This window comes from Amycolatopsis endophytica (genome assembly GCF_013410405.1).
In the GTDB taxonomy this organism is placed as follows: domain Bacteria; phylum Actinomycetota; class Actinomycetes; order Mycobacteriales; family Pseudonocardiaceae; genus Amycolatopsis_E; species Amycolatopsis_E endophytica.
Genome location: NZ_JACCFK010000001.1, coordinates 5115530 through 5137111 on the forward strand (window position 1 = coordinate 5115530; position 21582 = coordinate 5137111).

At 70.4% G+C, this 21582-nt stretch carries 20 protein-coding genes and 4 pseudogenes; 8 read left to right on the top strand and 16 right to left on the bottom strand.

The annotated features are described in order from the left end of the window. Positions 1-224: 224 nt before the first annotated feature. Complete coding sequence (locus HNR02_RS25165; protein WP_376772917.1) at positions 225-377, bottom strand: hypothetical protein; 153 nt, start codon at positions 375-377, stop codon at positions 225-227. Between the two features lie 284 nt (positions 378-661). Between HNR02_RS25165 and HNR02_RS25170 the strand changes: the two genes are divergently transcribed. Then, positions 662-814, top strand: coding sequence for a hypothetical protein (locus HNR02_RS25170; protein WP_179775576.1), 153 nt, complete (start codon positions 662-664; stop codon positions 812-814). A gap of 31 nt (positions 815-845) precedes the next feature. Here the strand turns inward: HNR02_RS25170 and HNR02_RS25175 are convergent. The 7 genes and pseudogenes from HNR02_RS25175 to HNR02_RS25195 all read right to left on the bottom strand — a co-directional run bounded on the left by HNR02_RS25175 (position 846) and on the right by HNR02_RS25195 (position 7764). Beyond that, positions 846-1624 (bottom strand): annotated as a pseudogene (locus HNR02_RS25175) (enoyl-CoA hydratase-related protein). Next, on the bottom strand, positions 1621-2595 hold the full coding sequence (locus HNR02_RS25180) for a zinc-binding dehydrogenase (RefSeq protein ID WP_179775577.1): 975 nt from the start codon (positions 2593-2595) through the stop codon (positions 1621-1623). The pseudogene HNR02_RS25175 and the gene HNR02_RS25180 overlap by 4 nt, the downstream one beginning before the upstream one ends. A 28-nt stretch (positions 2596-2623) precedes the next feature. Further along, the gene (locus HNR02_RS36840; protein ID WP_376772934.1) at positions 2624-3628 is read right to left on the bottom strand and encodes a thiolase family protein; all 1005 of its coding nucleotides are present in this window, start codon (positions 3626-3628) and stop codon (positions 2624-2626) included. Between the two features lie 164 nt (positions 3629-3792). Then, positions 3793-4695: an AMP-binding protein gene (locus HNR02_RS36845; RefSeq protein ID WP_376772935.1), complete on the bottom strand. Its 903-nt coding sequence runs from the start codon at positions 4693-4695 to the stop codon at positions 3793-3795. A 22-nt stretch (positions 4696-4717) separates the two neighbouring features. After that, positions 4718-5167 (bottom strand): annotated as a pseudogene (locus HNR02_RS36850) (acetyl-coenzyme A synthetase N-terminal domain-containing protein); the annotation flags it as partial. A gap of 128 nt (positions 5168-5295) precedes the next feature. Further along, positions 5296-6717 carry an amidohydrolase family protein gene (locus HNR02_RS25190; protein WP_179775579.1) on the bottom strand — a complete coding sequence of 474 codons (1422 nt, stop codon included), beginning with the start codon at positions 6715-6717 and terminating at the stop codon, positions 5296-5298. A 42-nt stretch (positions 6718-6759) separates the two neighbouring features. Continuing rightward, complete coding sequence (locus tag HNR02_RS25195) at positions 6760-7764, bottom strand: cyclase family protein (RefSeq protein ID WP_312861128.1); 1005 nt, start codon at positions 7762-7764, stop codon at positions 6760-6762. A 150-nt stretch (positions 7765-7914) separates the two neighbouring features. On the opposite strand from HNR02_RS25195, the gene HNR02_RS25200 reads away from it, so the two are divergent. Next, a complete protein-coding gene (locus tag HNR02_RS25200; RefSeq protein ID WP_179775580.1) occupies positions 7915-9870 on the top strand; it encodes a helix-turn-helix domain-containing protein in 1956 nt (651 codons plus the stop codon). Here HNR02_RS25200 and HNR02_RS36855 read toward each other — a convergent pair. The 3 genes and pseudogenes from HNR02_RS36855 to HNR02_RS25215 all read right to left on the bottom strand — a co-directional run. Continuing rightward, a pseudogene (locus HNR02_RS36855) lies at positions 9821-10474 on the bottom strand (substrate-binding domain-containing protein); the annotation flags it as partial. The gene HNR02_RS25200 and the pseudogene HNR02_RS36855 sit on opposite strands and share 50 nt — an antisense overlap. Positions 10475-10563: 89 nt before the next feature. Continuing rightward, positions 10564-10746 (bottom strand): annotated as a pseudogene (locus HNR02_RS36860) (PfkB family carbohydrate kinase); the annotation flags it as partial. Between the two features lie 4 nt (positions 10747-10750). Beyond that, complete coding sequence (locus HNR02_RS25215; protein ID WP_179775582.1) at positions 10751-11584, bottom strand: helix-turn-helix transcriptional regulator; 834 nt, start codon at positions 11582-11584, stop codon at positions 10751-10753. A gap of 146 nt (positions 11585-11730) precedes the next feature. On the opposite strand from HNR02_RS25215, the gene HNR02_RS25220 reads away from it, so the two are divergent. Together HNR02_RS25220 and HNR02_RS36220 are read left to right on the top strand one after the other, a co-directional pair. Next, on the top strand, positions 11731-12648 hold the full coding sequence (locus tag HNR02_RS25220; RefSeq protein WP_281377279.1) for an amidohydrolase family protein: 918 nt from the start codon (positions 11731-11733) through the stop codon (positions 12646-12648). Continuing rightward, entirely contained in the window at positions 12566-12763 is a 198-nt protein-coding gene (locus HNR02_RS36220; protein WP_281377280.1) for an amidohydrolase family protein, read from the top strand. The genes HNR02_RS25220 and HNR02_RS36220 overlap by 83 nt, the downstream gene beginning before the upstream one ends. Positions 12764-13671: 908 nt before the next feature. Here HNR02_RS36220 and HNR02_RS25225 read toward each other — a convergent pair. After that, positions 13672-14424, bottom strand: coding sequence for an SDR family NAD(P)-dependent oxidoreductase (locus HNR02_RS25225; protein WP_179775583.1), 753 nt, complete (start codon positions 14422-14424; stop codon positions 13672-13674). A 137-nt stretch (positions 14425-14561) separates the two neighbouring features. On the opposite strand from HNR02_RS25225, the gene HNR02_RS25230 reads away from it, so the two are divergent. Continuing rightward, the gene (locus HNR02_RS25230) at positions 14562-15401 is read left to right on the top strand and encodes a helix-turn-helix transcriptional regulator (protein WP_179775584.1); all 840 of its coding nucleotides are present in this window, start codon (positions 14562-14564) and stop codon (positions 15399-15401) included. A gap of 313 nt (positions 15402-15714) precedes the next feature. Here HNR02_RS25230 and HNR02_RS25235 read toward each other — a convergent pair whose 3' ends face one another. Both HNR02_RS25235 and HNR02_RS25240 read right to left on the bottom strand, forming a co-directional pair. Continuing rightward, positions 15715-16227 (bottom strand): SDR family NAD(P)-dependent oxidoreductase, encoded by a 513-nt coding sequence (locus HNR02_RS25235; protein ID WP_246338639.1) that lies wholly within the window; start codon positions 16225-16227, stop codon positions 15715-15717. A 12-nt stretch (positions 16228-16239) separates the two neighbouring features. Next, positions 16240-16842, bottom strand: coding sequence for a LysE family translocator (locus HNR02_RS25240; RefSeq protein WP_179775586.1), 603 nt, complete (start codon positions 16840-16842; stop codon positions 16240-16242). Between the two features lie 78 nt (positions 16843-16920). Here HNR02_RS25240 and HNR02_RS35675 point away from each other — a divergent pair, with 78 nt between their 5' ends. The 3 genes from HNR02_RS35675 to HNR02_RS25255 all read left to right on the top strand — a co-directional run bounded on the left by HNR02_RS35675 (position 16921) and on the right by HNR02_RS25255 (position 19918). After that, entirely contained in the window at positions 16921-17802 is an 882-nt protein-coding gene (locus HNR02_RS35675; protein ID WP_218903093.1) for a LysR family transcriptional regulator, read from the top strand. A 594-nt stretch (positions 17803-18396) separates the two neighbouring features. Continuing rightward, entirely contained in the window at positions 18397-18618 is a 222-nt protein-coding gene (locus HNR02_RS25250) for a biotin/lipoyl-binding carrier protein (RefSeq protein ID WP_179775588.1), read from the top strand. Between the two features lie 19 nt (positions 18619-18637). Next, on the top strand, positions 18638-19918 hold the full coding sequence (locus tag HNR02_RS25255) for a family 4 glycosyl hydrolase (RefSeq protein WP_179775589.1): 1281 nt from the start codon (positions 18638-18640) through the stop codon (positions 19916-19918). 67 nt (positions 19919-19985) lie between these two features. Here HNR02_RS25255 and HNR02_RS25260 read toward each other — a convergent pair whose 3' ends face one another. Beyond that, the gene (locus HNR02_RS25260; RefSeq protein WP_179775590.1) at positions 19986-20999 is read right to left on the bottom strand and encodes a carbohydrate kinase family protein; all 1014 of its coding nucleotides are present in this window, start codon (positions 20997-20999) and stop codon (positions 19986-19988) included. Positions 21000-21006: 7 nt separating this feature from the next. Beyond that, a complete protein-coding gene (locus tag HNR02_RS25265) occupies positions 21007-21462 on the bottom strand; it encodes a nuclear transport factor 2 family protein (RefSeq protein WP_179775591.1) in 456 nt (151 codons plus the stop codon). Positions 21463-21582 lie beyond the last annotated feature (120 nt).

Consider the following 21582-nt stretch of genomic DNA (forward strand, 5'->3'; position numbering starts at 1 on the left):
TGGCGTCGGAACGCCATTCCCTGGTTGGTACGGGACACCGTCCTCGCGGGACTGTTCGGTCATGCACATTTGCGGTTCAGCCGGGGAGCCGTGCGCCGTCGGTGGATCGGCTCGGCTCGGTCCGTTCCCCGATGTCCCGGTCGAAGGCCGCACGGCCGTTCCGCGACGAGGTGCGTCGGAGCCGGGGAGAAGATGAGCGGGAGGGTCCGGCACCTTGATGATCTTCAGGATGGGTGCGGGGCGTCGAACGCCTCGGTGTCGGCCGGTGTGCGAACGGTGCCGACGACGGTGTGGCCGGCGTCGAGGGCCTTGACGGCGAATGCCCGGTCGAGGCCGGAGCTGACGCCGGTGATCAGAAAGGTCTTCGTCTGCGTCATGCCACGAGTCTACACTACGTCGAAAATAATCTGCACACCGTAGAGCCGAGTCGACGTCGAGTATGGCGGAGGGGACGGGTGAGGTGACGGAGGTTCGCAGGCGGCGGCCCAGGGTGTGCCGAACACGGGCGATCTGCGTGACCGCGCGACTCTCGACGCTGCCGAACAGCAGCTGGTATCACCCGAAGGGCCTTCCACATCTACCTCGGGGTCGAGCACGACATCCTCGGGCCGGACCCGCCGCGCGGCCTCGACCTCCAGCGCCCGCCGATGATGGCACGCGGATGCGCGCCGCCGTCGAATTGTCTCCGGCGGTCCCGGCCGTCGACGAGGCTTGGCGTTCCGTTGTGGTCGCGCTCGCCGACCCCGCTCGCGGCATCGCCGAGCGAGCCGGAGTTCGCGCCGATCCGGCCCGCACGACGCCGCGGCGGTGGTGACCGCGCTGGTGTGGATGACCGAGCGCGCCTTCTACCAGGCCACAGTGACCCGCAGCTCGCTGGACGATGCGGCTGCCACGGTGGTTCGCGTGTGGCCCACGACTCTCGGGATCGAGGCGTAGTGACCGTGCTCGTCCACTCGGGGCCGGACCGGGCCGGGCGCGTGGCCGCCGGCCTGGTTCGTGGCAGCCGCCTCAGCTGTCGGCGAATCGCGGGGTGCGCTGTCGAGGACTGCGGTCATTCCCTCCTGCTGGTCGTGGGTGCCGAAGCGGCTGAAGAAGAGTTCGCGTTCGTAGCGGATCCCGTCGGAGAGGGCGGTTTCGAACACGTCGTTCACCGCCTGCTTCACTGCCCGGCTCACCGGGCCGGCCCGTTTCGCTGCGTCGGCGGTCAGGTTCCGGCCGGTCGAGCACAGGTCCATGGCCTTGGCCTTCCCGATCGCCCGGGTGAGGCGCTGGGTGCCGCCGAGCCCAGGGAGGATGCCGAGCTTGATCTCCGGCTGGCCGAACACCGCGGTGTCGGAGGCGATCACGATGTCGCAGAGCATCGCGAGCTCACAGCCTCCGCCGAGCGCGTACTCGCCTCCTCGTGGGTGAGGGTGACCATTTCCGCGATGTCGGCGCCCGCCGCGAACGCCCGTTCCGAGCCGGTGACCACAATGGCGCCGATGTCGGTGTCGGCGTCGAATTCCCGCGCGGCACTGAGCACTTCGGTCTCGACCGTGTGGTTCAGGGCGTTGGGCCGGTCGAGCGGGATCACGCCGACGCCGGGCGCCGGCCGGGTCGTCTCGATCGTCGTGTAGGTGGTCATGCCGCGCCCGCGGTGAGGACCATCTTGCCGGTGGTGTCGCCGGCCTCCATCGCCTGGATCGCGGCCGCCGCGTCGCGCATCGGCAGCTCCAGCCCGATCTGGGGCCGGATGCCGGATCGGGCGACGAATGCCAGCAGATCGGCGAGTTCCTGCCGGGTGCCCATCGTGGATCCTTCCACTCGAAGCTGCAGGAAGAACACCCGCTGCAGGTCCGCGGCGGGGTTCGGCCCGCTCGTCGAACCGCAGACGATCACCGCGCCGCCGGGGCGCAGTGACCGAAGCGAATGCCCCCAGGTCGCTTCACCGACGGACTCGAACACCGCGTCGACCCGGCTGGGCAGCTTCGTGCCGGTGGGGAACACCCGGTGCGCGCCCAGGTTCTCCGCCAGCGCTCGTTTTTCCTCGGTACGGCCCGTGACGAACACCGTCATCCCGGCGGCCCGGCCGAGCTGGACGAGGGCGGTGGACACGCCGCCGGAGGCACCCTGCACGAGCATCGTCTGGCCGGGCCGGAGCCCGGATTTGGTGAACAGCATCCGGTACGCGGTCAGCCAGGCGGTGCCCATCACCGCGCCGTGCGTGGCCGGGACCCCGTCCGGCAGCGGGACCGCATTGCGCGCGGGCACGATCACGTAGTCGGCGAAGGTGCCCTGGTGCAGCTCGGTGAGCAGGGTACGTCGCGGGTCGAGCGTCTCGTCTCCGGTCCACGCCGGGTCGCCGACGACCGGGTGGACGACGACCTGAGTGCCGTCGTCGAGCGTGCCCACGCCGTCCATGCCCAGGATCATCGGGAACCGTTCGGCCTTGATCCCGACTCCGCGCAGGGTCCACAGATCGTGCATGTTCAGGCTGGCCGCGGTGACGCGCACCTTGACCCAGCCTTCGGGGGCTGCCGGTTCGGGCCGGTCACCGACCCGGAGCGCGTCCAGTGGGGCTTCCGGGTTCGGTGCGGCGGCGTATACGGCGAACATGTTCTTCCTTTACTCCTCGGGGCTGGGTTCACAAGCGGAGGAGCCGCTCGCACGACACTCGCTGGACGCGTTCGAGCAGCGTTCCGGTGGCGATGCCCCCGGCACAGCACATCGTGACGAAGCCGGGTTCGGCGTCGGAGTCTTCGAGTTCGTGGATCAGGGTGGTGATCAGCCGGGCACCGGACGCCCCCGGCGGGTGGCCGAGGGCGATCGCGCCCCCGCGGGGGTTGACGCGGTCCTCGTCGGGGCGCAGCTCGGCGAGCCACACCTTGACCATCGGGACGGCGGCCTCGTTGATCTCCACGACGTCGAGCTCCCCGATCTTCATGCCGTTGCGGTCGAGCATCCGGCGCGTCAGCGGGATCGGAGCCGTGAGCATCATCAACGGATCGTCGTCCTGCAGGAGGTGATCCCGGACGCGTCCTCGCGGCCGCAGGCCCGGTTCCGCCGCCTGCGCGGCCAGCCGATGCGACCGAACGGCCCACGCTTCGAGATCGGCACGGGAAACGTGCCAAGCCGGGGCGATCCGCTCCGCCGACGGGCCCCGTCCCACGAGGTTCCGCGCCCTGACCAGACCGAAGTCCTCGATCATCAGTGGCGTGATCGCGTCACCGTACTCCTCCTGGATGCGGACACCGGTGGCGGACGGCACCCGTCCCGCGTGCTCGACGCCGGCGGCTACGACGATGTCGCGCGCGCCGGACGCGATCAGTGCCGCCGCCAGGTTGCCCGCCCGTTGCGAGGCTCCGCACCGCGTGTCGACGGTGCCGGCCGGCACCTCGACCGGCAGACCCGCGTGCAACCACGCGTTGCGAGCGATGTTGACGCCCTGCTCGCCGATCTGCTGGACGCATCCGGTGATGACTTCGTGGACCTCGCCGGCATCGAGCCCGGCGCGGCCGAGCACGGCTTGGTGGATCGCACCCGGCAGGTCGCGCGGAGTCAGGTCCCGGAAGATGCCCTTGACCGCATGGCCGCGCCCGATCGGGGTGCGCACGGCCTCGACGTTCACGACGTCATGGGAGTTGAGCATGCACTGTCCCCTCGAGTCCGCTTCGCGTAGGTGACGATCGCGTCGAGCGCGGCCGGATCGGCCGGGCACGTGGTGTGGCGAGCAGCCGGTCCGGATCGCGGTGCGGATCCGCCGTCGCAGCTCGTCATCGAGATGACCCCCGCCGGCGAGTGCGACCAGCAGGATCAACCTGCCCGGCGCACCCGGCCGCGACAGGTCGACGGCGACGGCGTCGTCCACTTCGGACACCGCGAGCAGCGCCGGGTAGATCTCGGCCGTCCCGGTGCGAACCCCGCCGCGGTTGATCGTCGCGTCGCTGCGCCCGGTGATGACGCCGGTCCCGCGCGCGGTGAGCTCGAGCCGGTCGCCATGGGTCCACACGCCGGGGAACCGGCTGAAGTAGGAGTCACGCAGGCGCTGCCCGTCGTCGTCACCCCAGAAGCGGAGCGGCATCGATGGGATGGGCTGCCCGATGACCAGTTCGCCGACGGTTCCCGTCCACGCTCGCCCGTCGTCGGTGTAGGAACGCAGGTCGACACCCAGCGCGGCCGGGCCCAGTTCCCCCGGTACACCGGCACGGTCGGCACGGCCCCCAGGAAAGGCCCGACGACGTCGGTGCCGCCGCTGATCGACACCAGCCAGGTGCGCTCGGGAAAGGTCCGGCAGGCCCAGTCGTAGCATTCCGCCGCCAGTGGCGACCCGGTCGAACCGATCGCGCGGAGCGCCGTGAGATCGTGCTGTTCGGGCGGCTTCACCTCGTCGTGCAGGCACGAGTCGAGGAAGGCGGCGCTGGTGCCGAGGAACGTGGTGCCGGTTCGCGCTGCCAGCCGCCACAGTGCGTCGCCGCCCGGATTGCCGTCGTACGGGACGATGGCGGCGTCGGGGAGCAGGGCGCCGACCACGATGTTCCACATCACCCAACCTGTCGTGGTGAACCAGAAGAACCGGTCGTGCGGCTGGAGATCCAGTTGCAGGACAGTCGTTTTCAGCAGTTCGAGGAGCATGCCGCCGTGGCTGTGCACGATCGCCTTCGGCGGTCCCGTGGTGCCCGAGCCGTACAGCACCCACAACGGGTGATCGAAGTCCACGGCTGCCGTGCGCGGCCACGGTTTCCGGGGCGTTCGGCAGACAGGCCGCGACCCGGTCTCCCGGGACGATCCCGTGCGCGGCGAGCCCTGCTTGGATGCGCGCGGTTTCGCGGCGTAGTTCGCCCCAGGTCCAGGTACCGTCCCGGTGCGCTTCGTTCGCGAAGCAGATCGCGACCTTCTCCGGGTTCCGCCCCGCGAAGATGTGCTCGGTGAAGGACAACCGGCCGCCGGGAAACCACTCGGTACCCGGCATGGCACCGCGGCCGAGTGCGCGTTCGGGCCGGGTCGACCAGCGCACGCCGAGGAACTCGGCCGCGGCCGCCCAGAACCGTCCGATGTCCGCGATGGACCCTCGCCACAGACTCCGGTAGTCCTCGCTCTGCCCGGCGAATCGAGCGAACCGGCTGACCGCGGCGTCGCGGCACAGGTCTTCGGACGGCTGCCAGAGCGGGACAGCGTCCCTGGCCTTCATGTCATGCCTCTCTCGGACGTTCCTGGTCAGTGCTGTGGAATCGGCATGTCGCGGCACTGATCCTCATCCCGTCTCGACGTTGTGGGAAGCCGGTGAGGCCGCGCCGCGACCCCACCGGCGGAACCGGGTCAGGCGGTGATGTTGCCCTTCGCCTGCTTCTCACGCTCCTCGAACTTGCTCCCGCCCACGGGCGGCGGGAGCACGGGGAATTCCTTGTGCACCTTGCGCAGCACCTCGTCGGCGGAAGCGTTGGACCGGGCGAACAACTCCGGCAGGTCGACGCCGACCAGCTTCCCGTCCTTCTTGACGTGGCGGCCGTCGATGAAGACGTCGAGGATGTCCTGCGGAGTCGACTGGAAGATCAGGCTGCCGACCGGATTGATCGCCGGCTGGCCGGTGAACGTGTCGCTGTTGCCCACGATCACCACATCGGCTTTCTTGCCCACCGTGAGCGAGCCGGTGACCTCGCCCAGTCCGCAGGCCTCCGCGCCGTTGACGGTCACCCACTCCAGGACGTCCATCACGCTCGTCTGGAGCGACTCCGGCATCGCACCGCTCTTGTTGATCGGCTCGTTGCGCGCATGCCGCTCCGCGGCGAGCGCCAGGCGCATCTGCGGCACCAGCGAGCCCGAGTTCAGCGAAATGATGTCACAGCTCAGCGTCGGCTTGATGTCGTGGCGCCGGCAGTTCTCCATCTGCGGCCAGCCCATGCCCATGTTCATCTCGGTCTCGGCGGCGATGGACACTTTCGCGCCCGCCTCGCCCAGGTACCGCCACTCGAGGTCATCCAGCGCGACGCAGTGGATGTGCACCTGGTCCGGGCCGAGCAACCCGGCCTGGTGCAGATCCTTGATCCCGTTGGACAGTGGCGTGCCGAAGAAGCACGCGGTGTGGAAGGCGATGATGCCGCCGGTGTCCCGCGCGGCGGCGATTTCGGCTTCGGTCTGCGAAAACGGAACGAAGCCGAGTTCGTTGACCGAGACCCCGAGGCGGATCCGGGACTGCCCGGAGTGCTTCTCGACGAGCCGCTTGTAGTCCGACACCCGGTCGGGATGGCTCGCGAAACCCTTGACCGGCGGGTCCGAGTCGAAGAAGCCATAGGCGAAAACGGCGCGGATTCCGCTGTCCAGGAGCCCCCCGATCGCGCCGTCGGCGTGGCCGGGGCTGTTGTTGCAGTGCGAGAAGTCCAGAACGGTCGTGACTCCGGCGTCGATCGCTTCGAGCGCGCCGACGAGGTTGCCGAGGTAGACGTCCTCGGCCGTGTAGTTCGGCGAAATGGCCATCCGTAGCGTGTTCATGTAGCCGCTGATGGACATGTCCGCACACAGGGCGCGCATCTGCGTCTGCCAGGTGTGACGATGAGTGTCGACCATGCCGGGAATCACCAGGCGTTCGGTGGCGTCGACGACTTCGGCGTCCGCGGCCTCCAGATTCGTGCCGACCGCCTCGATCGTGTCGCCGCTGATGAGTACATCGCCGGTCTCCAGGACGCCGAGAGCGGGGTCCATCGTGACGACATGCCCACCTCGGATCAGTGTGCGTTTACTCATTGTTCACTCCATCGGTTGGGACAGCGTTGTCTTCCTTGATGGCTATTTGACGGCCAGCCCGCTCAGCGGTGAGCCGGATGCGCCGCTGAGCGGCAGGGGAGGTGCGAGGAACTGGAACTCGTACACGCGGTCGGCCGCGCAGCTCGCCGACAGCCCTTCCAGATCGAAGATTTCCCCCAACGCCAGTCCCATGTGGACCAGCGCCACGGTGTGCAGCGGCTGCACGTGGGCGATCTCGTTGGGGCGGACCTCGACGCCCCAGGTGTCGGTGACCAGGGCGGCGACCTCCTTCTCGTGCAACCAGGGCGCGGTGTGCAGGGACAGGCCGGGGGCCGGGCCGCCGGCATAGTCGCCCCACCGGCCGCGGCGAGCACCAAGGAAACCGGTCCGGACCAGGAGCGCGTCGCCCCGCCGGACCTCGACGCGTTGGGCGTCGGCCACTCGCTCGAGCTCCGCGACGGTGATCGCGTGCCCGGGAGCCAGGCTGAGCACGCCAGCCCAGCGCGCCACGTCGAGCAGCACGCCACGCATCACGTACTTGTCCACGCCGGCCTGGATGCCGTTGCGGGCGCTGCCGTTCGCGGTGGACAGGGTGGCGGGGCGGCCGTTGTACATCTTTCCCTCGAAGAAGATATGGGACAGCGAGTCCCATTGCGTGCCGGCCTGGGTCGGCAGGACGACCACGTCGTCGGAGAAACCGAAGCCTTTGGCCGGGCCCCAGGGGGTCGGCTCCTGGGCGCCGGCGACGTAGTCGGTGCCGGAGGCCCTGACCAGCAGTTGCGGGTTCTGCCGGAAACCGCCGTCCTGGCAGCCCCGCTGATCGTAAGGCAGGCTCAGGGGAATGACCTCGCCCTTCTTGACCAGCGCCGCCGCCGCCCGGACCTGCTCGGGGCCGACGTAGTTCAGCGTGCCGATCTCGTCGTCCGCGCCCCAACGGCCCCAGTTGCTGCAGCGGCTGATGTAGTCACGCAGGATGTCGCTTCCCTCGGGAACTTCGCCCGCTCGCGATCCGGGCAGCTGCCCGGTCTGCTTCTGCGGTGCTGTCACTCGTCGCTCCTTTGCGCCTCGGGACGTCCAGCTTTGGAGCGCGCGATCGCGAGCCGCGGGTGCCGTTCATCCTGGGCCACCCCCTGCCGCGCCACCGCGCGCTGGAAGCCCGTCGAAACGCAGACTCGCTCAGGAGCTGGCCGAGGGTCTATGTTTTCGCGCACAACAGAAGCTACATTTGTTGTGCGTCGCACAATGAGCTGCCGACCCGCCGGCGGAGAGGTTGACACGGTGAGCAGGTCCGCGGTCAGGAGGCTGCCGAGATCGCCCGACGAGGTGCTCTCGGTCTGGATGCGCGCAATGACCGACAGTATTCGCGCGATCAACGCCGAGCAGGATCTGAGCAAGGTGCTGGCCATGATCGCGCGGCAGGCGTGCGAGCTGCTCGATCTGCAGAAGTGTGCCGTGTACGTGCTTGATCCCGAACGAGGGACGTTCTGCCTCGAAGGCTCGTATGGCCTCACCCCCGCCTACGTCGCCGCGGCCAACAGCGCGCCGATGCGCCTCGACGAGGGCACGGCGCGTTCAGGGCCGCCCACGGCCCGCGCCGCGCTCACCGGGCTGCCGGTGTTCGTCGAGGACGCGTTCGTGGAGCCCGGCCTCGACCGGTGGCACCCGAGCATGAATTCCGAAGGGTTGCATGGCATCGTCGCCGCGCCGCTGCAGGCGGCCGACGGCCCGCCGATCGGCACGATCACCGGCTACACGACCACACGCCGCCGATTCGACGTGGATTCCATCGGGCTGCTCACCCTGCTCAGCGAGCACGCGGCCGCGGCGATCGTGGCGGCGCGGCGGCGCGATCGCGAGCGGGACGCGGTGGCGCGCCTCTCGCGCGTCAACGATGAGCTCGTCGAACACCAGCGCACGGTCTCACGCTTGCGCGACCTCCAGCACGACCTCACCAGGCTGCTCCTGCAGGACGTGGGACTGCAGGGGATCGCCGAATTCCTGGCCCGCAAGCTCAACGCCACGATCACCATCGACACCGACGACGGCACCGAACTGGCCACTGCCCCGGCCGGGTCCGGTTCCCGGCACGACATCGCGGCCGTACCGGTCGACGACAGTGTCCAAACGCAGATCGCGCGCATCATCGGCTCCGGGCGAGCCGGGAACCTCGTGTGGCACGGCGCGTCGGCGATCTGTCTGGTTCCCGTGAGTACCGGCGGGCCTTCCCGGCCCCGGCTGTGGGCGGCCCGGAGCTTCCCGGAGCGCTTCGATGACGACGAGCGCTGGGCGATGGAAGGTTGCGCCCTGCTGATCGCGCTGGAACGCAGCCGCGTCGAACGGCGGGCCGAGGCCGAGGCCCGGCTCACCCAGGATCTGCTGTCCGACCTGCTGTCCCCGGCCGCCATGGTGCGCGCGGAATCGGTGATGGCCCGCGCGGCCGCCCTGCGCCACGCTCCGCACGAACCACACACACTGGCTGTGTTCCTGGTGCCGGGAACCGGAAAATCGCCATCGGACACGGCTCGCCGTGAAGCCAGGGCCGAGCTGACCCGCTCGCTGCTCGACGTGGCCCGCGACGTGCAACCGCGGCCGGTCATCGGCTCGGTCGGGGACTACGTCGTCGCCCTGATCCCCAGCACTGCGGCGGACAGTCCCGACGAGTCCGCTTCGCAGTTGCTGATCCGCATGGTCGAGCAGGTCCGGGACCGCACGAGCGGGTCGGCACGCTGCGTCGTCGGGGCAACACTGCCGTCACTGGGCAACGTGGAGCGAGGACTGACCGTCGTGCTCCGCGCCGCCTCACTGGTCACACCCACGTCTCGCGAGGTGACGCGCATGGCCGATTTCGGCGTCCACGGGTTGCTGCTCGAATCGGGCGCGGGCGAGGCGCTTCGTGAGTTCGCCGACGCGACCCTGGCGCCGATCGATCAGCTCGACGAACACGGTAGCGGTGAGATCCTGGCGACGCTGCGCACCTGGTTCGCGTCGAAGTTGTCCAATCGGGAGGCCGGGAACAAGCTCTTCGTGCATCCGAACACCGTCGGCTACCGCATCAAGCGCGCGGCGACCGCGACGGGACTCGACCTCACGAACCCGGCCGACCTCATGACCCTCCAACTGGCCCTGATGGTGCGGGGCATCGGCGGACGCTGACCGGTGTCCGGCGGGACCGGCGTTCGCGTCGATGGTGTCGCAGGGTCCTGAGCCATTCGCGGGAGGACCGTCCACTCCCGGCTGCGAGACGACCGGCGGCCGCGTCGGGTCGAGGTGGCCGGTCGTGCTCCGGTTTATCCGCGGCCTCCTGCGCGCCACCTACGCGCCGCTTGGTGCGGCGGATGTGCTCGGCGAAGACCTCGCACTCGGGCGATGTGCTCAGGTCGACGCCGCGGTGGCGGCCCGTGAACGGCGCGATCCCCACGCGCCAGACCCCACCGTTCCTGCGTGAGTCCGAAATCCTTTTCCTCACAGTGGGATCGGTTGTCTTCCCGCCAGGGTGGCATCCGCAAGACCGGCCGAGACGCAGGGAAGCGTCCAGGATCACCGGCCCTGGTCGCTTGCCGAGCAGCCCGGCGATCGCGGCTTGCGCCAGCTCCGCGTAGGGCTGTGGCATCGAGGTGAGTGGCGGATTGCCGAATTCACCCGCCCGGGTGCCGTCGATGCTGGTGATCGCGAGCTCATCGGGTATGCGGACACCCATGGCATCGGCGGCCGAGCTGACGCCCCGCGCCTGCTCGTCCGACCCGACGAACACGGCAGCAGGGCGCTCTGGGTGAGTCGGGAGCGAGCGTTCTCGCCGTCATTGGTGACGAGAACGTAGGCGGACCCGGTGGGAGCTCCCTCGACGGCCGCACCGGCATCGACACCGGCCGCGGCGAGCCGTCGCCGGAGCTCCCGGCCGTCGACATCGTCGCCGAAGCCGCCGAGGAAGCGCACTGCCGCGCCGGCGCGTGCCGCCGCCACCGATTGGTTCGCGCCTTTCCCGCCCAGCCCGCGTGTGCTCGACCGGCCGTGGACCGTTTCGCCCGCCAGATCCTCAGGACGTGGCTGTCGGCGACGTGGCCCCGGCGCCGAGTCGCGTCAGCTTCGCGTGGTCATCCGAGCCCCGTTCGGCGTGGTAGATCATCAACCTCAGCGGCGTGGGCCCGTCGACGGCCAGGTTCTCGCGGGTCAGGGTGAGCAGCCCGGCCACGGGGTGGGCGAAGCGCACTGGCGGCCGGTCGATCCGGGCGACGACAGCGTGCCCTGCCCACAGCTCACGGAAGTGCGCGTCGCGCGCCGAGAGCTCGGTCACCAGTTGGGTGGTGCGGCGGTCGTCGACGGCGGCGGCGACGGAGGCGCGGAATGACGCGACCAGGTGTTCGGCCACGATCTCCCAGTCGGCGAACAGTGCCCGCTCGGCCGGGTCGAGGAAGACCGACAGCAACCGGTTGTGGCCCGGCTGCAGGGCCGGGGACAGCGCGTGGGCCGTCGTGTTGGCGGCGATGACGTCGAAGTGCTGGTCCTGGATGAACGCGGGTAGGTCCAGTGCCCGCAGCAGCTGCTGGGTGCTGGCCGGGACATCGACCTGGCGCGGTCCGCGGAGGTTACCCGTCGGCGGGTGGCCGAGGGCGATCAGATGGGCCGTCTCGGTGGCGTCGAGCCGCAGTGCCCGGGCGAGCGACTCCAGCACCTGGTCCGAGGGGCTGCGGTCCCGGCCCTGCTCGAGCCGCAGGTAGTAGTTCGCGCTGATCCCGGCGAGCAGCGCGACCTCCTCGCGCCGTAGGCCGGGGACGCGTCGCGGTCCGAGCCATTCGATCGCCGCTTCGGACGGCGTGACCCGTTCGCGGCAGGCGCGCAGGTACTCCCCGAGCAGGTTGTTCCGGCCCATGCCGGCCACTTTATCCGAGGGTGACCCTGGCGTTCCTAGGAAGCGCAGGGGGCAGTCCGGGCACCCGCGGTGTTTCGTAGCGTCGGTCGAAAGAACAGGACGGACCGAGGAATGGACCAGGACGCAGCGTCTGGAGGGAACGAGCGATGTCGGGCACAACGCCACACCGGGTTATCGCGGTCGAGGAGCACTTCGCGACCATCCCGTTCTGGGAGCGGACGGCGAGCCTGCCGGCATTCGCCGGCGAGGAGGCCGAGCGCGCGTATTCGCGCAGCTTCATCCCCAACGAGTTCATCAGCCGCAGGCTGACCGACCTGCAGACGCGGCTCGAGGAGATGGACGGGGCGGGCGTCGACGTGTCGGTGCTGAGCCTGAACCCGCCGGGGGTGCAGATCTGGTCCGACGCCGCGACCGCCACGTCGCTGGCGCGGGAGATGAACGACGCGCTGGCCGACATCGTCGCGGGCAACCCGGGGCGGTTCGGCGCGCTCGCCGCCGTGGCACCCCAGGACCCGGAGGCGGCGGCGGAGGAGATCCGGCGAGCGACGGGGACGCTCGGGTTCGGCGGCGTCCTGATCGGGTCGCACACGGGCGGCCACTACCTCGACGAGCCGCAGTTCGAGCCGGTGCTCGCCGCCCTCGAGGAAACCGACAGCACGCTGTATCTGCATCCGCGGATGCCGAGCCCGCAGATGCTCGAGCCGTTTCAGCCGTACGGGTTGCAGCAGGCGATCTGGGGCTTCCAAGCGGAGGCTGCGACGCACGCGATGCGACTGATCCTGAGCGGTACGTTCGACCGGCACCCGAACCTTCACGTGGTGCTCGGTCACCTCGGCGAGGGGCTCCCGTTCTGGCTGTGGCGTACCGACAACATGCACGCGAAGGCCTACGCCTGGGCGCGTGACGTGCTCGGCATGGTCGCGCTCGAACGAAAGCCCCAGCGAGTACTTCCGCCAGAACATGTGGATCACCACGAGCGGCATGTCCGACCACGACGTGCTGCAGTACTGCTTGACGAAGGTAGGCGCCGAGCACGTTCTCTTCGCGATCGACTACCCGTATGAAGACAGCTACGTCGCGGCCGAGTTCCTGGCCAAGGCCGACCTCGATGACCAGCAGCGCGCCCTGATCAGCCACCGCAACGCGGAGCAGCTCTTCCGGGTGCCGCCCTTGGTCTGACGCCTGCTCGGACGGGCGTCGCGCTCGACCACCCGTGCACGACCCAGGACGCGCACACCGGTCGAGTCGGGGCGAACTCAGTGAAGAGGACGCAATGGAAGAGACCGCCACCCCACCGCTGCGCGCGCCGGCGAGCACGCCCTCGTTCGACGGCGTGCCGCGTGGCGCACGGCGATCGCCGGCACGCTCGGCCTGACCTTCGGGCCGAGCGTGCTCACGGTCTTCGCCTTCGGGACGGCGTTCGGCTGGCGCGCTGCGTTCGTCGGCCTGGGGCCGTCGTGCTGCTGGTTTTCCCCGCGGCGTACGCCCTGATCACCGACGCCCGCGGCGGCCGGCCGCGTCCGGCGGTGACTGCCCTGACGAGGTGCCGGGCGACACGGTGCGCACCGCCGCTCGGACCGGGCGTTCTGGCTCGGCGTCGCGGTGTAGCGCGATGTCCTCCACCTCAACCGCGACCTCACCGCGAAGGAAGCACCGCATCGTCCGCAGCCCGTGGTCGAGACCGCACCCGCACCCCGCACCGTGTCCTCGACATCGCCGTCGAACCCGTCGCCTGGACCGAACGCGACCACCGGCCCACGTTCCGCACCCGACCCATGCTCGAACACGAGAAGAAGACCCTCAGCAAGTTCCCCGTCCCCACCAACCCGGTGCGCGGAAACGGCGCTCGGTCGCCTGGCTGTGGAGATTGGAACCGACCGCAGATACCGGTCGGTTCTGGCTGCATTTGTTGATCGACCGCATGATCGATGTCGATGACTCCTGACCGCATGCGGTGAGCAGTGCTGGGCTGCGCGGTGTCAGGGCAGGTCGGGACGCCAGGTCGTGATGGGTGGGTCTCGGCGCCGGCGAGCCGTCACCGTACGGCTCCCGTGCGCCCCCGATGAGCATCAGTAGCGATCAGCGGTTCAGACCTGCCCGTATCCGCCATCGGCCTGGTAGTCGGCGCCGTTGACGTGGGAAGCGGCGTCCGAGGCGACGAAAGCGATGACCGCGGCCACCTCCTCCGCGGTGCCGGCCCGGGTCATCGGCGTTCCGGCGCCCATCCTCGAGAAGAACGCCTTCCGCGCCTCGTCGCCCGGGGCGAGCTGCGCGATGCCGGGCGTGTCCGTCGGGCCCGGACTCACCACGTTCACGCGGATCCCCCGCGGGCTGAGCTCCAGAGCCCACGTACGGGCCAGCGCCCGGACCCCGGCCTTGGACGCTGCGTAGACGCTCTGCCCGCGCGACGCCTTGTGCGCCGCCATCGACCCGACGAGCACCACGGCACCCCCGTCAACCAGCAACGGCAGCGCCTTCTGGACCGTCATGATCGTCCCAGCCATGTTGACGCCGAACACCGTGTCGATGATCTCCGTGGTGATCGAGCCCAGCGGGGCGGGCACGATCGCCGCCGCGTTGGCGACGAGCACGTCCAACCGGCCACTGCGCTCCTGAACCTGCGCGAAGAGCCGGTCGAGATCGTCGACGGAGGCCGAGTCGGCCTGGACACCGACGACGTCACCGGGGATGTCCGCCGCCGCGGCCTTCACGCGATCCCCGTCCCGGCCCGTGATGTAGACGGCGCCGCCGCGTGCGGCAATCTTCCGGGCCGTGGCGTGGCCGATACCGGCGCTGCCACCCGTCACGACCGCGATCTTGCGGTGAAATGTGTCGCTCATCGAGATCTTCGTCCGTTCATGCTCGGAATCACCAGCGGTCCGAGCTTGAGCCTCCTCCGATACCAGTGCTGAGAGCCTGCTCATACCGGTACTGACACCACCCGGCTAACTGCCGGCGGCTCGGGCACGATGGTGGCGTGACAGCCACCGCACACGGCAGGGAACTCGGGTCGTTCCTGCGGTCACGACGCGAACGGATCACACCCGACCAGGTCGGCATCCCGCCCGGCACCCGGCGGCGCACCCCAGGGCTCCGCCGTGAGGAGGTCGCTCAGCTCGCCGGGGTCGGCATCACCTGGTACACCTGGCTCGAACAGGGTCGGCCGATCAACGCCAGCGCCCAGGTACTCGCCGCAGTGGCCCGGACCCTGCGCCTGACCGACGCCGAACGCGACCACCTCTACCGCCTGGCGGGGGTCCCCCAGCTCCTGGCCGGCGTGGAACCCGCGCTCGACATCCCGGATGAGCTCCACGCCATTGTGCGGGCCCTGGATCCGCTGCCTGCGGTGCTGGTCAACGCCCGCACGGACGTTCTGGGCTGGAACCGGTCGTACGGTGCTCTGCACCATCACCTGGTCAGCGCGCCGGCCGCCGAACGGAACACCATCTGGTACCTGTTCACGGCGCTGCAGGAGCACAGCCGCATCCTCAACCGCGACGAACAGGCACCAGAGGTCGTAGCCGGCTTCCGCTACAGCTACAGCCAGCACCTCAACGATCCGCAATGGCGCGATTTCGTCGCCCGCCTGCGCGACGCGAGCCCGCTGTTCGCCCGCTTGTGGGACACCGAAGACGTCGCCCCGCCCCGTCTGTGCGACAAACACTACGACTTCCCGGAGATCGGGGAAATTCGTCTCCGCTCCACCGGCATGGCCCTTGTCGACCACCCCGGTATCCGGATCGTCGTCCACACCCCCGCCGAGGATCGCAGCCGTGAGCGCATCGATCGCGCCCTCCGTCAGGCGGCGGCCCGATGAGTGCCCGTCGATCGTGAAAGGGCGGGTCAGCGCGTCACGTTCCCCGGCGGTAGCGTCCCAGGTCCGCGCAGCATCGCACGGATGAACGCTCGAACGGATCCAGTCCGCGACGATCAGGCGGTGAAGACCCCGGACCGACGACCGGTCTGCCTCTGGCCGGCGTACCGACCGCACGTTGGTGCTCGCGGAGGGCGGTGGCGAGCTCGCGCACGTGGCGGGCCACGTCCGGCTGGCCGCCCCCGCGCCGCTGCTGATCGTGCAGCGCGGTGAGGCCGCGCGCCGACGCCACGATGTCGTCGCCCACGTGCGAGAGCTACTGTGCCTCGGCGTCAACGTCCTTCGGTGCGCAGGTGGGCTGCGGTCGCCAGCTGGGGCAGAACGCCGCCCGCGCGGGATCTCGAGCACGAGGCCGGGCAGCGGCTTCGTGGTGCCGGTGCGCCGCGACGTGGCCGTCGGAGTAGCGCGAGGTCGCCGGGGCCGAGGTTCCTGCGTGAAACAGGCTCAGCCCTGCCGGTGCGAGCTGAGCGCCGATGGACGCGACGTTGATGATCAGTCCCGCCGCTCGCCCCGCCACAATTGGTGCCAGCGTTCCGGTCAGCACGAACGGTGCGTGTACGTGCACCGCGATCGACTCGCGGAGCTCGTCGCCGCTGGTCGGCTCCATTGCCCCGAAGGTTCCTCCACCGGCATCGTTCACCAGTACGGCGATGTAACCGCAGTCGATTTCCAACGCATTGTGCGCAAGCTGCCTGACGGCGGCCACGTCGCGCAGGTTGGCGACAACGGGTACTGCCGAACTCCCGAGCGAGTGCACCTCCTCGCACAATGTGTGCGCCCATCAGTTCGCAGTCCAGATGGGCACGATCGAGGCCACGAGGAGCAGGGCCAGGACGATGTTGAGCGTCGTCCATTGCCGTTCGGTCCGCAGCACCCGGGCGAGTACGAGTCCGGCGAGGCACCACAGCGTGAGTGATGCCGCAGCGGCCAGGCCGAACGCCGCGCCGAGCGCGCCGGCCAGGAGGGTGGGCTGCGAGGTGAGGGAAGCGAAGGAGGCAGCCGCGGCGACCGTCATCGCCCAGCCCTTGGGGTTGTGCCAGAGCATCCACACGCCGCTGAGGAAGCCGAAGGGGCGCGCGGCGGCCGAGCCGTTGCCCGGGGAGCCGCTGCGCGCGGTCCGGATTGCCAACCACAGCAGGTAGACGGTGCCGCCCAGTTGGAAGGTCAGCCGCAGTGCCGGAGCGGCGAGGACCAGCCCGCCGAGGCCGGCTGCCGCGGCGGCGGCCATCGTGGCGAGCCCCACCGCGATGCCGGCCATCAGCGGGATCGACCGGCGGAAGCCGAAGTGCGCACCCGAGGCGGTGGCCAGGGTGGTGGCGCCGCCCGGTGTGATCGTGGCGACCACCGCGAACACGGCGAGCGTGGTGAGTCCTGCAGCGGTCATAGTGCAGTTGTAGATCGCCAACCCACATCATGACAACGAATGTTGGTTATCCTCAGCATTACAGGTCATAATTCTGGGGTGCCGACCAACCTGGACATGACGCTGCTGCGCACGTTCGTCGCGGTGTGCGATCACGCCGGCATGACCGCGGCGGGCCACGCGCTGCACCTCACCCAGGGAGCGGTCAGCCAGCAGGTCGGCAAGCTCGAGTCGGCCCTGGGCATGCCGCTGTTCGTCCGCAGCCGCCGTGGCCTGCGCCTGACCCCGGCGGGGGAGCGGTTGATCGGACGGGCCCGCGCGATGCTCGCGCTCCACGACGAGGTCTGGGCGGACATGACCGGCTGCGCCGTGGTGGGACGGGTCACCCTCGGCGTTCCGGACGATCTGGTCGCGATGCTGGCACCGGTCGTGAAGGGTTTCGTCGAGGACCATCCCCGGGTGGAGCTGTCCCTGGTCAGTGCGTCCTCGTCGGACTTGTCCGACGACGTCGGCCGGGGCGTCGTGGACGTGGCCGTCGTCGAGGAGCCCCACGAGTCCGCGGTGGGCGAGGTCGTGGCGCTCGACCGGCTCGTCTGGGTCGGCGATCGCGACGGCAGGGCGCGCCTTGCCCGCCCGCTTCCGGTCTCCGTCGTCTCGCAGTTCTGCGCGTTCCGGCCCGTCGTGCTCGACGCACTGCGCCGCGACGGTCGCGACTGGCGCACGGTCTTCGAGAACGGCAGCCTGGCGGCCACGCTGGCCACGGTCCGGATGGGGTTGGCCGTCACCGCGCTGCTGGAGTCGACCGTCCCGGTCGACCTCACAGTCCTCGGACCGTCGGCCGGCCTTCCCGAGCTCCCGCCGTTCGCCCTCACCCTCCGGGTGGGTACCGCGTCGGCGCCCGCGGCCGAGCTCGCGGACCGGCTGCGCACCGGGCTGGCCCGGCGTGGCGCCGGCGCCGGGCCAGCCCGGTACGGAGGGTAGGAACCGTTCGTCGCGGCCACGAACTGCTGACCGTTGGGATACGCCACAGTGCAGGTGACGCTTGCGGTTTGGGTGACGCGCAGGCCAAGACTTGGCGGGATGGCTACATTCGATAGGCATCGCAGGGTTGGCGGCCGTTGAAGTGTCGGTTGCGCGGCCCGGACGTCAATAATCCGCGCGGTCGCGACGGCGGTGCCCGAGGTCCCGGTCGTCGCGTCCGGCGATATCGGTTCGGCGGCGCTCTGGGCGTGTCGACCCGGCGGGTGGAGCGGCTGGCCGAGCAACTCGGCGTCAAGAGCTTGTCTCGCTCCTAGTAACCTCTAACGGCTGCTGGCCTGTGCTTACTGAGCCCTTCCGGCGGCGGATCGTCTGTTCCGCGGATCTCCCGGCGAGGAGATGTCGCAGGTACCGGACTCGGCGGCCTCGTAGCTGTTTGCGCGGGAGGACGAGCACGCGGATTTTGACCCGGTTTGATTCTCGAACCCGGTCCGGCGTCAGCCGGCGCATGCCGGCCACAGCCGCATTCCGCTGCCGCGACCTCCGCGCGGTTTCGAACTCCAGCGGGATTCCAGCGCCGTCTGCTTGCCTGGTGGGGTGGCCGAGCAGATTCACGCGGAGATCGTCGCCAAGGTGATCGAGGTTGCCCGGGGCGAGGGCGCCGACCTCGTGGCCGGTGAGGCGGTTCTGGTGCTGGAATCGATGAAGATGGAGATCCCGGTGCTGACCGGGATCGCGGGCCGGCTGAGCCGGGTGGCGGTGCGCGTCGGGGACGTGGTCCAGGAGGGCGATCTCCTGGCCGTCGTCGAGGGGGCGTGACGGTGGAACGGGCCCGGTCGTGCGGTTGACGATCATCGGCGGTGGCGGGTTTCGCACGCCGCTCATCCACCGTGCCGTCACGGAGTGGGGTGCGGTGCGGGAAATCGCCTTGTACGACACCGATTCCCGGCGGCTCGCGGCCATCGGCGCGGTGCTCGGGGATCAGGCCGTCGTGCCGCACACCGATCTCGACGCGGCGCTGGCGGGCGCGGACTTCGTGTTCTGCGCGGTGCGCGTGGGCGGCACGCGGGGGCGGGTGCTCGACGAACGAGTCGCCCTTGACTGCGGTGTTCTGGGGCAGGAGACCACGGGCGCGGGCGGGCTCGCCTACGGGCTGCGCGGCGTTCCCGTGCTGACGGCACTCGCCCGCCGCATCGCCGAACTGGCGCCGACGGCGTGGGTCGTGAACTTCACCAACCCGGTCGGCCTGATCACCGAGGCGATGGCGGCGGTGCTGGGGGACAGGGTGATCGGGATCTGCGACTCCCCGGCGGGCCTGTTCCGGCGCGTGGCGTGGCTGCTCGGCGTGCCGGCGGAGCAGGCGTGGTTCGACTACGCCGGGCTGAACCACCTGGGCTGGTTGCGCGCGGTCCGCGTCGCCGGTGCCGACCGGCTGCCCGCGCTGCTCGCCGGGGACCGGCTCGGCGAAATCGAGGAGGGCAGGCTCTTCGGCGCTCCGCTGCTGCGTGAGCTGGGCATGATCCCGAACGAGTACCTGCGCTACTACCACGCCACGGACGCCGCGATCGAGAAGGCGCGGACGGGTCCCACCCGCGGCGCGTTCCTGCACGAACGCCAGGAAGCGTTCTACCGCGCCGCGGTGGGCGAGCCGTCCGCGGCGGCGCGGCTCTGGGCCCGGACCCTGGCCGAGCGGGAAGCGACGTACTCGGCCGCGCCGGCGACGGCGAGCGGGGAACCCGCGGGCGGCGGCTACGAAGCGATGGCCGTCGCCGTGATGCGGGCACTGGCGGGCGAAGGCGCGGCGAACCCGGTGCTGAACGTGCGCAACCGCGGCGCCCTGCCCGGCCTGCCCGCGGACGCGGTCGTCGAGGTTCCGTGCCTGGTGGACACCAACGGTGCGCACCCCATCGCCGGGGATCCGCTGCCCGGCGCGCAGCTCGCGCTGGCCCGCGCCGTGAAGACCGCCGAACGCACGACGATCACCGCGGCACTGACCGGTTCTTTAGCGGCGGCCGAGGACGCCTTCGCGGCGCACCCGCTGGTGGGCGACCGTTCGGTGGCGCGACGGCTGGTCGACGGCTACCGGGCGGCGCACCCGGAGCTGGACGCGCTGCGCTGAGGGCGGGTGTCGATCCCGTCGGCTGGCCGCGGCCAGCGAGGCGCACCGGGTGCGCCGAGGGCGGTCCTCACCCGCGTTCGCTGACCGCGGCCAGCGTGGCGCTCGCCCGGCGCACCGGGACCAGGCGGTGGCTCGGCAGCAGCGCTTCGACGAAGGCGTGGTCCCGCCGCAGCTCCTCGTCCGCCTCCCGCCACCAGGTGGCGATGTCGTGCCAGCCCGGCGCCGCCAGCGAGCCCCCGAACTGGCGCACCGACAGCGAAGCGCACAGCGTCGCGAACCGGACCCGGTGCGCCGGCGCCCATCCGGACAGCGTGCCCAGCACGAACGCCGCCGCGAACACGTCGCCCGCGCCCGTCGAGTCGATCGCCTCCACCGGCAGTGCCGGGACCGACACCACCTCGCCGCTCGCCCGGTCCGCGGCGACCACACCGTCCGCGCCGCACGTGATCGCCACCGACGGCACGTGCCGGAGCAGATCGCGCAGCGCCGAGGTGACCGTCGGCTGCCCGGTCAGCGCCAGCGCCTCGTCCCGGTTCGGCAGGAACACGTCGCAGTGCCGCAGCTGGTCCAGCGCCTCCTCGCGGCGCGCGGCCGACAGCTCCCACCCGATGTCGGCGAACACCAGCCCGCCCGAGGCGCGCGCGTGCCGCAGCCAGGTCTGCTCCTCGGTGCCCAGGTGGACGAAGTAGGCGCGCGCTCGCGGCGGACGCCCGATCGCGGTGTCCAGCGGCACCGGCCCGTCGTGGGCGTGGGTCACCATCGTCCGTTCCCCGTCCACCACCAGCGACACCGTCACCGGCGAGTGCCAGCCGGGGAACCGCCGCGACCGTGCCAGGTCCACCCCTTCGTGCGCGGACAGCACGTCCCAGCAGTAGTCGCCGTAGGCGTCGGTGCCGAACATCGCGGCCAGCGAGGTCGACAGGCCGAGCCGGGACAGGGCCACCGCGAGGTTCGCGATCCCGCCCGGGCTCGAACCCATCCCCGGCGCGCGCACTTCCGTGCCCAGCGCGGGAAATCCGCGCAGCCCGGTCAGGATCACGTCGAAGAACACCGTGCCGGCGCAGAAGACGTCCACGCTCATGGCGGGGTCAGGACGCGCGCCGGGCCGAGGGCACCAGCAGCAGGTCGTCGCGGGCGATCGAGCGGGACTTGGTGAACAGCTGCCCCTCGCGCACCACCAGAACGTCGTCGACGAGGCACGTGGGAAGCAAGGTCACCGCACCGTCGGCGTGGGTGAGGGTCACCAGCGCGTAGTACGACACCGTCACGGTGTCCTCGCCCGCCGGCTCGATGAGCAGCTTGTCGAACCAGTGTCTGGGCACCACCCCCTGGTGCTGGGCGAAGTTCGCGCGCAGCGACTCCACGATCGCGGCGCGGCCGCGCACGTCGTCGTCGCGCGACGCGTGGTGCATCCGGCCGTCCTCGGTGAACGTCGCGGCGAACCCTTCGACGTCGGCGGAGTCGAGCAGGCGGATCTGCCGGGCGAAGAAGTGCTGCACCTCCGCGTGGACGCGGGCGCGGTCGGTGACATCGATGTGCGGCATGGCTCCTCCTGGCTCGGGTGTCTCCGCCGAGCGTGGCGCCGCGGCCTGGAGGTTCGCTGGAGACGCGGTCGACGGGGCCGCCCGGCGGCTGCAGTGCGCTTCGACCGTGATTCGACCGTG